This window comes from Caulobacter sp. SRI_014, from assembly GCF_057586315.1.
Window position 1 is genome coordinate 66,756 of the sequence record NZ_JBYCZQ010000006.1, and the last position, 13,898, is coordinate 80,653.

General features: G+C 69.1%; 12 protein-coding genes. 10 read left to right on the forward strand and 2 right to left on the reverse strand.

Annotated elements, in window-relative coordinates; translation table 11 throughout:
• Positions 1-66: 66 nt before the first annotated feature.
• Positions 67-1,278, forward strand: a complete 1,212-nt coding sequence (locus AC2YG9_RS14415) for a multidrug effflux MFS transporter (RefSeq protein WP_487298669.1) — start codon at positions 67-69, stop codon at positions 1,276-1,278.
• Here AC2YG9_RS14415 and AC2YG9_RS14420 read toward each other — a convergent pair.
• Positions 1,265-1,822: a DUF423 domain-containing protein gene (locus tag AC2YG9_RS14420; RefSeq protein WP_487298670.1), complete on the reverse strand. Its 558-nt coding sequence runs from the start codon at positions 1,820-1,822 to the stop codon at positions 1,265-1,267. The two genes, AC2YG9_RS14415 and AC2YG9_RS14420, sit on opposite strands and share 14 nt — an antisense overlap.
• Before the next feature lie 108 nt (positions 1,823-1,930).
• Between AC2YG9_RS14420 and AC2YG9_RS14425 the strand changes: the two genes are divergently transcribed.
• Genes AC2YG9_RS14425 through AC2YG9_RS14440 form a run of 4 tightly spaced genes read left to right on the forward strand, consistent with a single transcriptional unit; the run spans position 1,931 to position 4,736 of the window.
• Positions 1,931-3,040: an Rv3169 family protein gene (locus tag AC2YG9_RS14425; RefSeq protein WP_487298671.1), complete on the forward strand. Its 1,110-nt coding sequence runs from the start codon at positions 1,931-1,933 to the stop codon at positions 3,038-3,040.
• A complete protein-coding gene (locus AC2YG9_RS14430; RefSeq protein WP_487298672.1) occupies positions 3,037-4,050 on the forward strand; it encodes a phosphotransferase family protein in 1,014 nt (337 codons plus the stop codon). Before AC2YG9_RS14425 ends, AC2YG9_RS14430 begins: the two co-directional genes overlap by 4 nt.
• Positions 4,047-4,463 carry a hypothetical protein gene (locus tag AC2YG9_RS14435; RefSeq protein WP_487298673.1) on the forward strand — a complete coding sequence of 139 codons (417 nt, stop codon included), beginning with the start codon at positions 4,047-4,049 and terminating at the stop codon, positions 4,461-4,463. Before AC2YG9_RS14430 ends, AC2YG9_RS14435 begins: the two co-directional genes overlap by 4 nt.
• Before the next feature lie 21 nt (positions 4,464-4,484).
• Positions 4,485-4,736, forward strand: coding sequence for a DUF2164 domain-containing protein (locus AC2YG9_RS14440; protein WP_487298674.1), 252 nt, complete (start codon positions 4,485-4,487; stop codon positions 4,734-4,736).
• A gap of 35 nt (positions 4,737-4,771) precedes the next feature.
• Here the strand turns inward: AC2YG9_RS14440 and AC2YG9_RS14445 are convergent, their stop codons facing one another.
• Positions 4,772-5,410 carry a glutathione S-transferase family protein gene (locus AC2YG9_RS14445; RefSeq protein WP_487298675.1) on the reverse strand — a complete coding sequence of 213 codons (639 nt, stop codon included), beginning with the start codon at positions 5,408-5,410 and terminating at the stop codon, positions 4,772-4,774.
• Positions 5,411-5,802: 392 nt separating this feature from the next.
• Between AC2YG9_RS14445 and AC2YG9_RS14450 the strand changes: the two genes are divergently transcribed.
• The 5 genes from AC2YG9_RS14450 to alaS all read left to right on the forward strand — a co-directional run bounded on the left by AC2YG9_RS14450 (position 5,803) and on the right by alaS (position 13,746).
• Positions 5,803-6,990 carry an MFS transporter gene (locus AC2YG9_RS14450; protein ID WP_487298676.1) on the forward strand — a complete coding sequence of 396 codons (1,188 nt, stop codon included), beginning with the start codon at positions 5,803-5,805 and terminating at the stop codon, positions 6,988-6,990.
• A 69-nt stretch (positions 6,991-7,059) separates the two neighbouring features.
• Positions 7,060-7,275, forward strand: a complete 216-nt coding sequence (locus AC2YG9_RS14455) for a hypothetical protein (protein WP_487298677.1) — start codon at positions 7,060-7,062, stop codon at positions 7,273-7,275.
• 220 nt (positions 7,276-7,495) lie between these two features.
• Positions 7,496-9,988 carry a coiled-coil domain-containing protein gene (locus AC2YG9_RS14460; RefSeq protein ID WP_487298678.1) on the forward strand — a complete coding sequence of 831 codons (2,493 nt, stop codon included), beginning with the start codon at positions 7,496-7,498 and terminating at the stop codon, positions 9,986-9,988.
• Positions 9,989-11,056: a LacI family DNA-binding transcriptional regulator gene (locus tag AC2YG9_RS14465; protein ID WP_487298679.1), complete on the forward strand. Its 1,068-nt coding sequence runs from the start codon at positions 9,989-9,991 to the stop codon at positions 11,054-11,056.
• 47 nt (positions 11,057-11,103) lie between these two features.
• Positions 11,104-13,746, forward strand: coding sequence for an alanine--tRNA ligase (gene alaS, locus AC2YG9_RS14470; protein ID WP_487298680.1), 2,643 nt, complete (start codon positions 11,104-11,106; stop codon positions 13,744-13,746).
• The last annotated feature ends 152 nt before the right edge of the window (positions 13,747-13,898 follow it).

The window sequence follows — 13,898 nt, forward strand, 5'->3', positions numbered from 1 at the left end:
GCGTTAACTGGGGTTGAAGGCCCGGAGTTTGCGCTCTTTCCTCGAACGGCCTAGGTAACCGCCACCTTGTCAGACACCTCCCAGACCCTCCCGCCGCCGGCTCCGACGCCCTGGGGCCTCGTCATCCTGCTCGGCGCGATGACGGCCTTCGCGCCGATGTCGATCGACATGTATCTGCCGGCCCAGACGGCCATCGTCGGCGCCCTGAACGCCAGCCAGGCCCAGGTCGAGCTGACCCTGTCGACCTTCCTGGCCGGCATGGCCATCGGCCAGTTCTTCTACGGCAGCGCCTCGGACCGCTTCGGCCGACGCGTCCCCATCCTGGTCGGCTGCGGCGTCTACACCGTCGCCTCGGTGATCTGCGCCCTGTCGAGCGACATCAACGCCCTGATCGCCGCCCGCTTCCTGCAGGCGCTCGGCGGCTGCGCCGGCGGCGTCGTCGCCCGGGCCATCGTGCGCGACAACTTCGACCACCGCGACACCGCCCGCATCCTGTCGCTGCTCATGCTGGTCATGGGCCTGGCGCCCATCCTCGCCCCGGCGGCGGGCAGCCTGGTGCTGCAGATCGCCGACTGGCGGGCCATCTTCTGGTGCCTGGCCGGGTTCGGCATCCTGGTCGCCCTCGCCGTCGCCTTCCGCCTGCCGGAGTCCCGGTCGGAGGAAACCGCCGCCCAGGCCCGCTCGGAAAACCCCTTCCAGGCCTACCTGGCCCTGCTGACCCAGCCGAAGCTGATCGGCTACCTGCTGGCCGGGGCCCTCAACGGGGCGGTGCTCTTCACCTACATCAGCGCCTCGCCCGGCCTGATCATGGGCATCTACGGGGTCGGACCGGTGGCCTACGCCTGGCTGTTCGGCCTCAACGCCGTCGGCATCATCGGCGCCAACCAGGTCAACCGCATGCTGCTGCGCACCTGGAGCCCCGACGCGGTGCTCAAGGTCGCCAGCACCGGCGGCATCGTCTTCGGCGTCCTCTTGCTGATTGCCGCCATGACCGGCCTCGGCGGCCCCTGGAGCGTCCTGCCGCTGCTCTTCATCACCCTGGCCAGCTACGCCCTGATGGCCGGCAACACCACCGCCGGCGCCCTCAGCTGCGATCCCAAACGCGCCGGTTCGGTCTCGGCCCTCAGCGGCGGCCTGTCATTCGGGGCAGGGGCCGTGGCCTCGGCCCTCGGCGGCCTGATGCACAACGGCACGCCCGCGCCGATGGCGGCGGTCATGCTGGCCTGCCTGGTGGGGTCGGCGTTGAGTCTGCGGCTGCTCGCCCTCAGGCGCGCCTGAAACCGGCCCGGGCCAGCATCGCCCAGCCGACGATGAAAGCCAGCCCGCCGATCGGCGTGATCGCCCCGAACCAGCGCGGCGCGCCGATCGACATCGCATAGAGCGAGCCGCTGAACAGCAGGATACCGACCAGAAAGGCGACACGGGTTCCGGGAACCAGGTCCATGCCGCCCCGCCAAAGGCCGGTCGCCCCCAGGATCGCCCAGCCATGCATAATGCCGTACCTCAACGCCGTCTCGGACCAGGCCCAGCCCTTCTCCACCATGCGCAGACCCGTGGTCTGATGCAGCAGGCCGAACCCCACCAAGGTCAGGAAAATCATGGCCATCCCGCCCAAGATCATGCCGGCGTTGAACTTCCAGCGATTGCGGTTGACGGCCCCCACCACCAGGATGACCAGGCTGAACCTCATGCCCCACTCGGCCACGGTCTTGATCCGGTCGACGATCTGCGGGTCCTTGATCCCGTGCGCGGCGAAGGCCCCGACGACCACCGTCAGCAGGCCGAGCACCGCCGCCGCCACGACATCCCAATTCCGCGTCAATTGACCCTCCGTCACGGTTGCGTCTCGCTGCCGGGCGCGTAACCTGAACATTGATAAGGCATCGACGTCCAGCAAGAGGCGCGGGCTCTTCGAGGGAAGGAATACGGCATGGCGCTGACTCGTGGCGACGACTATCCGATCCACCAGACACCGGAGCCCATCGCCTACGGCGGCACAGACCGGAATTTCTACGACCGCTACTTCTTCAACGGCTATCACCCGACCGAGGGCGAGGACTTCTTCGCCGTCGCCTTCGGCGTCTATCCCCACCTCAACGTCACTGACGGGGCCTTCGTGGTCGTGCGTAACGGCGTCGAGACCGCCCTGCATGTCAGCGGCCAGCTCGGCGACCGCATGGACATTGCTTGTGGTCCTCTGCGCATCGAGATCGTCGAGCCGCTCCACCGCCTGAAGATCCACGTCAACGCCCCCGACCAGGGGCTCAAGGCCGAAATCGAGTTCACAAGCCGCTCCGGTCCCATCGAAGAGCCGCGCTTCATTCGCCGCAACGGCACCCGCGCCTTCATGGACTACACCCGCCTGACCCAGAACGGCCGCTACACCGGCTGGATCGAGCTGGACGGCGAGCGCCGCTCCGTCGACGGTTTCGTCGGCACCCGCGACCGCAGCTGGGGCATCCGCCCGGTCGGGGCCCGCGACAGCCAGGACATCATCCCGGCCCCGGCCCCGCAGTTCTACTGGCTGTGGTCGCCCTCCAGCTTCGAGAGCGGCTCTTTCTTCTTCCACTCCAACGAGGATGCGCTTGGCCGCGCCTGGAACACCCGCGCCGTCTGGGCCCCGGACCAGGCCCAGGAAAGCGACTTCGAACACCTCAACGGCCAGGCCAATGTGAACTGGAAGTCCGGGACCCGCCATGCCACCGACGCCGTCGTCGAGCTGACCGACGACTGGGGCAAGCCGGCCGGCAAGGTCGAGTTCAAGCCGATCTATAATTTCCAGATGATGGGCCTGGGCTACACCCATCCCAAATGGAACCACGGCCTGCTTCACGGCGTGCTGGAGGTCGAGCGCGAGGACATCGTCCTGGCCGACGTCGATCCGACCCTGCCCTGGAACCTGCACGTCCAGGCCCTCAGCGAGGTGATCTACACCGACGCCGACGGCGGGGTGCGCAAGGGCCGCGGCGTCCTCGAACAGCTGGTCATGGGGCCGCACAAGCCGTCCGGCTTCGCCGACATCCTGGACATGGCCAAATGAGCCTCCAGGATCAGCTGGAAGCCTATCTGACCCGCACCGGCGGCAAGCCGGCCAGGGTCCACGACCTCAGCCGAATCCCCGGCGGGGCCAGCCGCGAGACCTACCGCTTCGACCTTGAGGTCGACGGCGCCAGACGCGGCATGATCCTGCGACGCGACCCGGTCGGCAGCCTGATCGACACCGACCGCCGCGTCGAGTTCCTCGCCTTCCGCTCCTTCTTCGACAAGGGCCTGCCGGTCCCCGAAGCCCTGGCCCTGGAAGAGGAGGGGGCCGAGCTCGAACGGCCCTTCTTCATCATGGGCCGCATCGACGGCGGCAAGGCCCAGAGCCCCTTCACCCTGCCGCCCTACGGCGAGCACGCCGCCGCCATCGGCGAGCAGTTCTTCAGCCATCTGGGCAAGATCGCCGCCGCCGACCCGGCGACCCTGCCGATCGCCGAGGCGGCGGTCTCGCCGGCCCTCGACGCCTGCTGGAAAAAGGAAATCGACTATTGGGAAGGCGTCATCGACGAGGATGAGGAACATCCCCAGATGATCGTCCGGGCGGCCATCCGCCGCCTGCGCCGCAATCCGCCGCCGCCGGCCCAAAAGCTCAGCGTCGTCCACGGCGACTACCGGACTGGCAACTTCATGCACGACGGCGCCGGCAAGATCATCGCCCTGCTCGACTGGGAAATGGCCCACATCGGTGATCCGCTGGAAGACCTCGGCTGGGCCATCGAGCCGCTGTGGTGCTACCGGGAGACCGACCGCGTGTCCGGCATGGTCCCGCGCGAGAAGGCCATCGCCCTGTGGGAAGCGGCCAGCGGCCTCAAGGTCGACCCCGCCGCCTTCGCCTGGTGGGAACTGTTCGCCTCGGTGAAAGGCGCCGCCATCTGGATCAGTTCGGCCAAGGAATACCGGGCCGGCGGCATGAAGGACCCGGTTCTGGGTCTGTCGGGCTGGTTCACCGCCCGCCGCCAAGACGAGATCCTCGCCAATGTCCTGGCCAAACTGGAGGGCCTGGCATGACCCCGACCGTCTCCGAACTGCTGCTCGGCAACTTCATCGCCCTGATGGAGCCGCCGCCCCCCGAAGCCATGGGCGAGTTCATGCAGGGCAAGGTCGCCGTCACCGGCATGATCGCCATGCTCGCCGCCCAGGAAGCCGAACGCGGCGCCGAGGCGAGGCTCTGGGAAAACCAGGCCATCCGCGACCTCCTCAGACAGGGCGGCGCGGCCATCCCCGCCGGGGCGGAGACCGAGAAGGACTACGCCATCGCCGGCCTCGACCGCGTCAACGCCGCTTTGCGCAAGGCTCTGATCGCCCTGCACACCGAGGTCGAGCAGGAGGGCGACCGTGACCTCGACCACGCCATCCTGCGCTTCTACGTCAAGAGCGCCGACATGCGCCGCCTCGACATGCCGCCGCTGCCTGCGACCTGAGACTCGGGTAGGAGAGGGCGCATGGCCAAACCTATCGCCCTCGACCGCCAGACCACCGACATCCTGGAACGGAAAATCCGCAAGCATCTGCAGGATGAGTACGGCTTCGAGCTCGGCCAGTTCGAGGCCCTCGACCTGCTCGACTGGCTCGCCGAAAACCTTGGTCCCCTCTACTACAACCAGGCCCTCTACGACGCCCAGGCCGTCCTGCGGAAACGCGCCGACGACCTGATCGAGGCCGTCAGCGCCATCGAGAAGCCGGTGAAGCTGTAGCGGCTGATCGGCATTCCAGCCGCCACCCCGCGGGTTCAAGCCGCTGGCTGTGCCTGCGCGGCAATGAGCGCGTCGTCGATCTCATCCGCCCGCATGGCCGCGGGGCGCTGCAGGTGACGGTCGGCGTAGGTCTCGAAGGCCGGACGCTTTTCGATCGTGCCGAAGTTCATCCCCCACGACAGGTGGGAGGCGAGGTAGAGGTCGGCCGCCGTAAAGCCGTCGCCCACCAGGTAGGGTCGATCCCTGACCGCGCCCTCGACGGCGTCCAGGACGTCGCCGATGCAGCCGAACCCCAGCGAGCGGCTCTGTTCTGCCGTCGGTTCCAGGTTCACGGCCTTGGCGCCTACGGCCTGCTCGATCGGCCCGGCCCCGAAGAACAGCCAGCGATAGTAGGGACCGCGCAGCGGACTGTTCGCCGGCGGCGCGAGGCCGGCCTGGGGGAAGGCGTCGGCGAGGTAGGCGCAGATGGCCGCGCACTCGGTGACCACCACCCCGTCATGGACGATGGCGGGGACCTTGCCCATGGGATTGATCGCGAGATAGCTGGCCGCCTTCGCGTCTCCGGTCTCCCAGTTCAGGACCCTGGTCTCATAGGGCTGGCCAACCTCCTCAAGCATCCAGCGGACGATGCGGCCCCGGGACATCGGGTTGGTGTAGAAGACGAGGTTGGTCATGGCCGGCTCCTGTTGATGACCGGAGCATAGTCGGGGGCTGCTGACAGCGGTGTGGCAGCAGCCGTCGGACCGGCGCATGGCAGATGAATATGTCTAGACATATTCACTTTGGACCCTGGCGACGAGCGATCCGCCTTGCCGCCGTATCCTCTGTTCCAGGGTGACTTCAGGGTGGTCAGGGAGAGGCGCATCCGGCGCGACAGGCGGCGCAAAAGTTGGTTCTCGACGGATCGATCCGGACATCTCCGGTGGTCAGTTTGCTCAACAAAATCAAGCGACAAAGGCGCCCTCTTCTGCTATAATGATCGCCGTTCCCATCCCTTGACGCCCGCAGCGCCGCCCTGACCACCCTCGGCAGGGGAAACCACCCGCGACTCCTGCTAACGGAAGCCATGCCGACCAACCTGCGCCTTGGCCTGTACTACTGCGCCATCTTCATCGGCACGGGGGCCAGCCTGCCCTACATGCCGGTGTGGTTCCGCAGCCAGGGGCTGAGCGGGGCGGAGATCGGCATCATCCTGGCGGCGCCGTCGCTGGCTCGGGTGGTCATCTCGCCGATCGCCGCGGTCTGGGCCGATGGCTTCCGCCTGCGCCGCACGCCCCTGGTCATCATCGGCACGGTCGCCGCCCTGGCCTACGGCGCCATCGGCCTGATCCACGGCTTCACCGCCTGGCTGCTGGCCTGGACCATCGCCGCCGCCATGCTCGGCACCCTGCCGTCCCTGGCCGATGTCATGGGCCTGCGGCTGTCCCGCCGGGAAGGCTTCTCCTATCCCTTCGCCCGGGGGCTGGGCTCGGTCGCCTTCATCGTCGGCAACCTCACGGTCGGTGCCCTGCTCGGCTTCATGACGCCCGACCTGGTGCTGTTCTGGACCATCGCCGCCGCCGCCTTGACGGCGCTCTTCGCCGGCGTCCTGCTGCCGGCCGAGCCCGTCCATGAGGCCGGCGAGGCCCCGCCGCGCGCCTCGCGCTGGCGCGGTCTCTCCGACCTGCTCCGCAATCGCCTCTTCATGCTCGCCGTGGTCGGGGCGGGGGTCATCCAGGCCAGCCATGGCTTCTACTACGCCTTCTCGGCCCTGCTCTGGCGCAAACAGGAGATCGGCGAGGCCTGGATCGGCGCCCTCTGGGCCATCGGCGTCATCCTCGAGGTCGCCTTCATGTGGTTCGCCGAGGGCTGGCGACGCCGCGTCCGGCCGGAGGTCATGGTCGCCATCGGCGGCGTCGCCGCCCTGGTCCGCTGGACGGCCCTGGCCTTCTCGCCGCCGCTGTGGCTGCTGTTTCCGCTGCAGGGCCTGCATGCCCTCAGCTTCTGCGCAACTTTCCTCAGCTCCCTGGCGCTGATCGAGCGCTATGCCCCGCCGCACACCGCCAGCGCCGCCCAGACGATCAGCTCGTCCCTGTCCGGCGGTCTGTTCATCGGCCTGGCGACCTTGGGTTCCGGCCCCCTGTTCGACGCCTTTGGGGCCTTCGGCTATCTCGGAATGACCGTGATGACCCTGATCGGGATGTCTATCATCGGGCTGCTGATCCGTCAGCCCCAAGGGGCAGGGGGGCGTGACAACCTGTCTAATTCTTCATGATCGGACATATTGCCACACTGAGTTGCTCGTTGGATAACCGGGATATCTGGTTCCGGGGAGGGACGCCCCATGCAAGCCATTGTTGATCTGATCGTCGCCGTCATCGTCTGGATGGCCGTGGCGAGCCTCAATCAGCTTGGTCTCAAGGTCGATCTGCCTGAACCGCCGGCCAAGGCCGAGCGGGTGATCGAACGCGAATCGCCCTCGGCCGCGAAGGCCGACACCCGGTCCACCGACTGCCCCGACGCGGTGAAGGTCGAGAAGCCCAGGGCCACCGCCGCCTAGCGGCTTTGGCGCCTGATTTCCCTGAATAAACGCCTGCCTGCGGGGCCGTTTGCGCCTCCGCGCCGAGTTGCTGCGTCGATCCGCCCGCGAACCTTAACGAAATCGTTGCAAGCCGCTTAACGCGCAGCACTTTCCCGTCTAGGTTTCTCCCGTTGCGCGAGGCAGGGGTCGGGGCCTTGGCGCAGGTTGGAGGTCCGGCCCCCAGGACGACGCTAAGCGCATGGCCAAGAAGCGCCCGACGCTCGATTTCACTCGCATCGCACCGGAGGGAATCGTCCCGCGTTTCGAGCCCGCCCCGGACCAGCGCCTCGATGCGCCGCCGGTGCTTGAGGCCGAGCTGGAAATCATCGAAGCCCCCATCGTCGAGATGAAGGCCGAGCCCGTGCGCGAAGAGGCCCCGACGCCCGAGCCCGAGACCGCCCTGACTCCGCCGATCCCCGAACAGGTTCTCAAGCCCGTCGCCGAACCGCCGCTGCCGCCGGCCGTCCTGCAACGCGCGCCCAAGGTCAAGGAACCGAGCTACGTTCCGGTCGTCGTGCTTGCCTGCATCGCGTCGGCCGCCTGGGCCGTCGCGCCGATCGCCTACGCCTTCGCCTATCGCCAGAATATCGTTCCGCTGCAGAACGACCCGATGGCGATGACCGTCATCGGCCTGCTGGCCATAGGCCCGCTGGCCCTGATCTGGCTGGTCGCCTACTTCGCCCTCCAGGGCCGCAAGCTGACCGTCGAGATCCGCCGCACCCGCGAGCTGGCCCAGACCATGGTCGGCCCCGCCGCCCTGGCCGCCGCCGAGGCCGGCACCGCCGTCGAGGCCATTCGCGGCCAGATCGACGCCGCCGCCGCCTCCGCCACCGAGGCCCGCGAGACCATGCTGGCCCTGCGCCAGGCGCTCGCGGAAGAGACCGAACGCCTCGCCGCCGCCGCCGCCACGGCCGAGCGCACCTCGAGGGACCTGGCCGAAACCCTTGGCCGGCAACGTGATTCCCTCAGCGCCCTCAGCGGCGAACTCGACAACCGCGCCGCCGCCGTCTCCGACAGCATCTCGATGCAGGCCCGAATGGTCGCCGAGGCCTCCGACCTGGCCGAGACCCAACTGCGCGAAGCCGAGGCGGCGCTCACCGCCCGCGCCGCCGACCTGGCCGCCGCCGCCGGCGAGGCCAGCGACGCAGCCCGCGTCGCCGGCGAGGACCTGGCCCGCCAGGTTGCCCGCCTGGAGACCGCCGGTGTCGGCGTCGGCGACCAGATGCGCCTGGTCGAGGCCGGCCTGTCGCAGCAACGCGCCAGCCTGGTGACGGTCAGCCACGCAATCCGCGCCGACCAGGAAGACTTCGCCGCCCAGGCCGAGACCCGCGCCGCCCAGCTGTCCGAATTCATGGCCCAGGCGACGATGAGCGCCAGCGAGCTCGGCGACACCGCCGCCCGCGGCGGCGAGGCCCTGCGCAACCTGATCGGCGAGGCGGCCAGCCAGATGTCGGCCCTGCTGGAAACGGCCGCCGCCGAGCGTGAAGCCCTGACCGGCGAGAGCCAGAACGCCCTCAACCTGCTGAGCGACGCCGCCGCCGGCGAACGTCAGCGCATGGAACGCGACCTGCGCGAGGCGATCGACCGTCTGACCCGCGCCGCCCTCGACGCCAAGGAGGCGGCGGAAGGCCACGCCGGCGCCGCCCAGAGCCGCGTCGATCAGCTGAACGAAGCCGCCTTCGCCGCCCACCAGAAGGCCGACGCCATCTTCCAGGCCAGGCTCGACGAGGCCCGCGATCTCATAGAATCCTCGGCCCAGATGGTCGAGCAGGCCGGCGCCCAGACCGCCCAGCGGCTGGAAGAAGGGGCGGCTTCGGCCAAGGCGACGCTCGCCGAGCTGCAGGCCCTGCTGACCGATCTCGAGACCCGCACCCGCGCCCTGCCCGAACAGGCCCGCGCCCAGACCCAACAGGTCAAGGCCGCCGTCGACCAGGGCATGGAAGATCTGATGGACTCGGCCCGCCGCACGGCCGAGGAAACGCAAGCCATCGACAGCGCCTTCCAGGACCGGGTCCGCCGCAACTACGACATGCTGACCGACGCGGTGAAGCTGATGGGCGTCGTCGCCGGCGCCGCCGGCCAGACCGCGCCTGCCGCCCCGGTCACCCCGCCGCCGGCCTCCCTGCGCAGCCGCGAGATCAGCGGTGAGGTCGTCAGCCGCGAGGCCGGCCTGCGCCCCCGCCTGCGCCTGACCCCGACGGCCACCGACGAGGAGTTCCGTAGCGTCTTTGAGGCCGCCGGCGGCCGCGCGCCTCCCGAACCCGCGCCGGAAGGCGAGGGAGCCTGGAGCTGGAAGGACCTGCTTTCGACCATCGACGGCGACGACAGCGACGCCGAGGGCCTGGCTGAGCGCCTGTTGGGCGAGATCGAGGCCATGGGCATTGACCCGACGGCCCTGCTGCCGCGCAACCGCATCGACGAGCTGGCCGCCGCCGTCCAGACCCGCGACTACGGCGGCGCTCGCGAGGTGGTCCGCCGCCTGGCCCCCGCCGCCATCCGCCGCCTGGTCCGCCGCCTGTTCTCCGACGCCGCGCTTCGCGGGCAGACGGAGCGCTACCTGCGCCGCTTCACCGGCATGCTGGACGAAGCCGCCGAGCGTGATCGCGGCGGCATGCTGGTCGCCAGCCTGCTGAGCTCCGACGCCGGCCGCGCCTGGCTGTTGCTCGACGCCGCCCACGGCGACCTGGTCTAGATGCCGCCTCGCAAGCCGACGTCGGCCAATACTCCTTTGGGGGGTGAGACCGATTTCTCGCGCAAACGAGCGACGATCAATGACGTCGCCCGCCTGGCCGGCGTCTCCAAGAAGACCGTCAGCCGGGTCATCAACGACAGCCCCTCGGTGCAGCAAGAAACCCGCGAGCGCATCGAGGCGGTCATCAAGCAGACCGGCTATGTCCCCGACCCGCAGGCCCGGGGCCTGGCCTTCCGCCGCTCGTTCCTGATCGGCCTGATCTACGACAACCCCAACCCGCAGTATGTCGTGAACATGCAGCTGGGCCTGCTCGACGCCATGCGTGGCAGCGGCTTCGAGCTCGTCGTCCACCCCTGCGACCGGGCCAGCCCGCCGTTGGTCGAGGACATCCGCAACTTTATCGAACGCCAGAAGCTCTACGGCGTCGTCCTCACGCCGTCGGTGTCGGAAGATGAGCGCATCGCCGAGATGCTGCGCGAGATCGACTGCGCCTACATCCGCGTCGCCTCGGTTGCCCTCGACGCGCCGGGCCATATGATCGAGACCCAGGATCGCCTCGGCGGCCTGGCCGCGGCCCGCCACCTGGCCGAACTCGGCCACAGGCGCATCGGCTTCATCTCCGGCGTCGCCACCTTCCGCTCCAGCGCTGAACGCCGCTCGGGTCTCGAAGAGGGCCTGGTCGAGAAGGGCCTCAAGCTCGATCCGGCCCTGGTCGCCGAGGGCGCCTACACCTTCGAGTCCGGCCTCGAATGCGCCCGCGCCCTGCTGGGCAGGGCCGACCGCCCCACCGCCATCTTCGCCGGTAACGACGAGATGGCCGCCGGCGCCCTGCATGCCGCCCGCGAGCTGGGCCTCAAGGTGCCCGACGACGTCTCCATCGTCGGCTATGACGACTTCCAGATCGCCAGCCGCGTCTGGCCGCCGCTGACGACCGTGCGCACGCCCACCCGCCGCATCGGCCAGATGGCGGCCGAGAAACTGATGGGCAGGGAGACGGCCGAACCGGCGCCGGAAGACCGTCTGCCGATGATCGTCGTGCGGCAATCCAGCGGTCCGCCGCCCCGGTAACGTAAATCGGTGTTCCGTTCTGCCGCGCCGCACACTAGATACGCGGCATGAAGAGCCTGAACGACATCCGCGCCACCTTCCTCGACTACTTCGGCAAGACCGGTCACACCGTCACGCCGTCGGCTCCGCTCGTTCCGCAGAACGATCCGACGCTGCTGTTCGTGAATGCCGGCATGGTGCCGTTCAAGAACGTCTTCACCGGCGCCGAGACTCCGGCCAGCCCCCGCGCGGCCAGCTCGCAGAAGTGCGTCCGCGCCGGCGGCAAGCACAATGACCTCGACAACGTCGGCTACACCGCCCGCCACCACACCTTCTTCGAGATGCTGGGCAACTTCTCGTTTGGCGACTACTTCAAGGAAGAGGCGATCAACCACGCCTGGACCCTGCTGACCCGCGACTTCGCCCTGCCGAAGGACAAGCTGACCGTCACCGTCTACCACACCGACGACGAGGCGGCCGCGCTGTGGAAGAAGATCGCCGGCCTGTCCGACGAGCGGATCATCCGCATCCCGACCAACGACAACTTCTGGTCCATGGGCGACACCGGCCCCTGCGGCCCCTGCTCGGAAATCTTCTACGACCACGGCGACCACATCTGGGGCGGCCCGCCCGGCAGCCCGGAAGAGGACGGCGACCGTTTCGTCGAGATCTGGAACCTGGTGTTCATGCAGTTCGAACAGCATGCCGATGGCACGCGCAACGAGCTGCCCAAGCCCTCGATCGACACCGGCATGGGGCTGGAACGGATCGGCGCCGTGCTCCAGGGCGTGCACGACAACTACGACACCGACCTGTTCAAGACCCTGATTGCGGCCAGCGTCGACCTGACCGGCGTGAAGGCCGAGGGCGACCGCGCCCCCAGCCACCGGGTCATCGCCGACCACCTGCGCACCAGCGCCTTCCTGATCGCCGACGGCGTGACTCCTTCCAATGAAGGAAGGGGCTACGTCCTGCGCCGGATCATGCGCCGGGCCATGCGCCACGCCCACCTGCTGGGCGCGGAAGACCCGCTGATGCACCGCCTGGTTCCGACCCTGGTCGGTGAGATGGGCGGGGCCTACGGCGAACTGCGCCGGGCCGAGCCGGCCATCATCGACACCCTGCGCCAGGAAGAAGAGCGGTTCCGCCGCACGCTCGGCCGCGGCATGGGCCTGCTCGACGAGGCGACCGCCAACCTGGCCGAGGGCGGCGTGCTGTCCGGCGACGTGGCCTTCAAGCTCTACGACACCTATGGCTTCCCGCTCGACCTGACCCAGGACGCCGTGCGCGCCAAGGGCCTGACCGTCGATACCGACGGCTTCGACGCGGCCATGAAGGACCAGCAGGACAACAGCCGCGCCAACTGGAAGGGCTCGGGTCAGAAGTCTGCCGCCGCTGCCTGGTTCTCCGTCCGCGACGAGGTCGGCGCGACCGATTTCACCGGCTACGACAGCGTCGACGGGACCGGCAAGGTGCAGGCCCTGCTGATCGACGGCGCGGCGGTGGAAGCTGCCGCCTCGGGCGAAACCGTCCAGGCCGTCTTCGACCGCACCCCCTTCTACGCCGAGAGCGGCGGCCAGGCCGGGGACAAGGGCGTCGTCGAATGGGACGGCGGCTCCGGCGAGGTGCTCGACGTCCAGAAGCAGGCCGGCGACCTCTTCGTCCATGACATCAAGGTGCTGAGCGGCTCCCTGACCGTCGGGACGTCGGCGGCGCTGCACGTCGATCCGCCGGCCCGCCAGGCGACCCGCGCCAACCACTCGGCCACCCACCTGCTGCACGCCGCCCTGCGCCATGTGCTGGGACCGCACGTCAGTCAGAAGGGCCAGATGGTCGACGGCGAACGCATCCGCTTCGACTTCAGCCACGGCGGTCCGCTGACCGCCGCCGAGATCGGGGCCATCGAGGACGAGGTCAACACGGTCGTCCTGCAGAACCGCGCGGCCGAGACCAAGCTGATGAAGCCGGAGCAAGCCATCGAGGCCGGCGCCATGGCCCTGTTCGGCGAGAAGTACGGCGACGAGGTCCGCGTGCTGGCGCTGGGCAAGGCGCTGGACGGGGAAGGCGACTATTCGGTCGAACTCTGCGGCGGCACCCACGTCTCGCGCACCGGCGACATCGGCCTGTTCAAGGTGGTGTCCGAGGGCGGCATTGCCGCCGGCATCCGCCGCATCGAAGCCCTGACCGGCGACGCGGCCCGCAAGTGGCTGGAAGGCCAAGCCGGTGTGGCCACGGGCCTGGCCGAGAAGTTCAAGGTGCCGGTGGCTGAGGTCGCCGCCCGCGTCGAGGCCCTCGAGGGTCAGCGCAAGGCGCTCGAAAAAGCCCTGGCCGACGCCAAGAAGGCGCTGGCGCTGGGCGGCGGCGGTTCGGCGGCGTCCGGTCCGGAAGATGTCGGCGGCGTCGCCTTCATCGGCCGGGTGCTGGACGGCGTTGGCGGCAAGGACCTGCGGGGCCTGGTCGAGGACTTCAAGAAGCAGGTCGGCTCGGGCGTCGTCGCCCTGGTTGGCGTCTCCGACGGCAAGGCCGCCGTGGCCGTGGCCGTAACGGCTGACCTCACTGCGCGCTTCAACGCCGCCGAGCTGGCGAAGGCCGCCGTCATCGCCATGGGCGGCCAAGGCGCCGGCGGCAAACCCGACTTCGCCCAGGGCGGCGCCCCGGACGACAGCAAGGCCGGCGAAGGCGTGGCGGCTGTGAAGGCGGCGTTGGCCTAACCGGGCCAGGCTCGGAAAATCCTCCCTCGGCAGGCCGAAGGCCTGACGGGGGAGGGGGACCGCGCGCGAAGCGCGTGGTGGAGGGGGCAGCACCGGCCCCCGAAGATGACCCTGAACGCTGTCGTCGCCGTTCGCGCCATAACGCGGCCAAC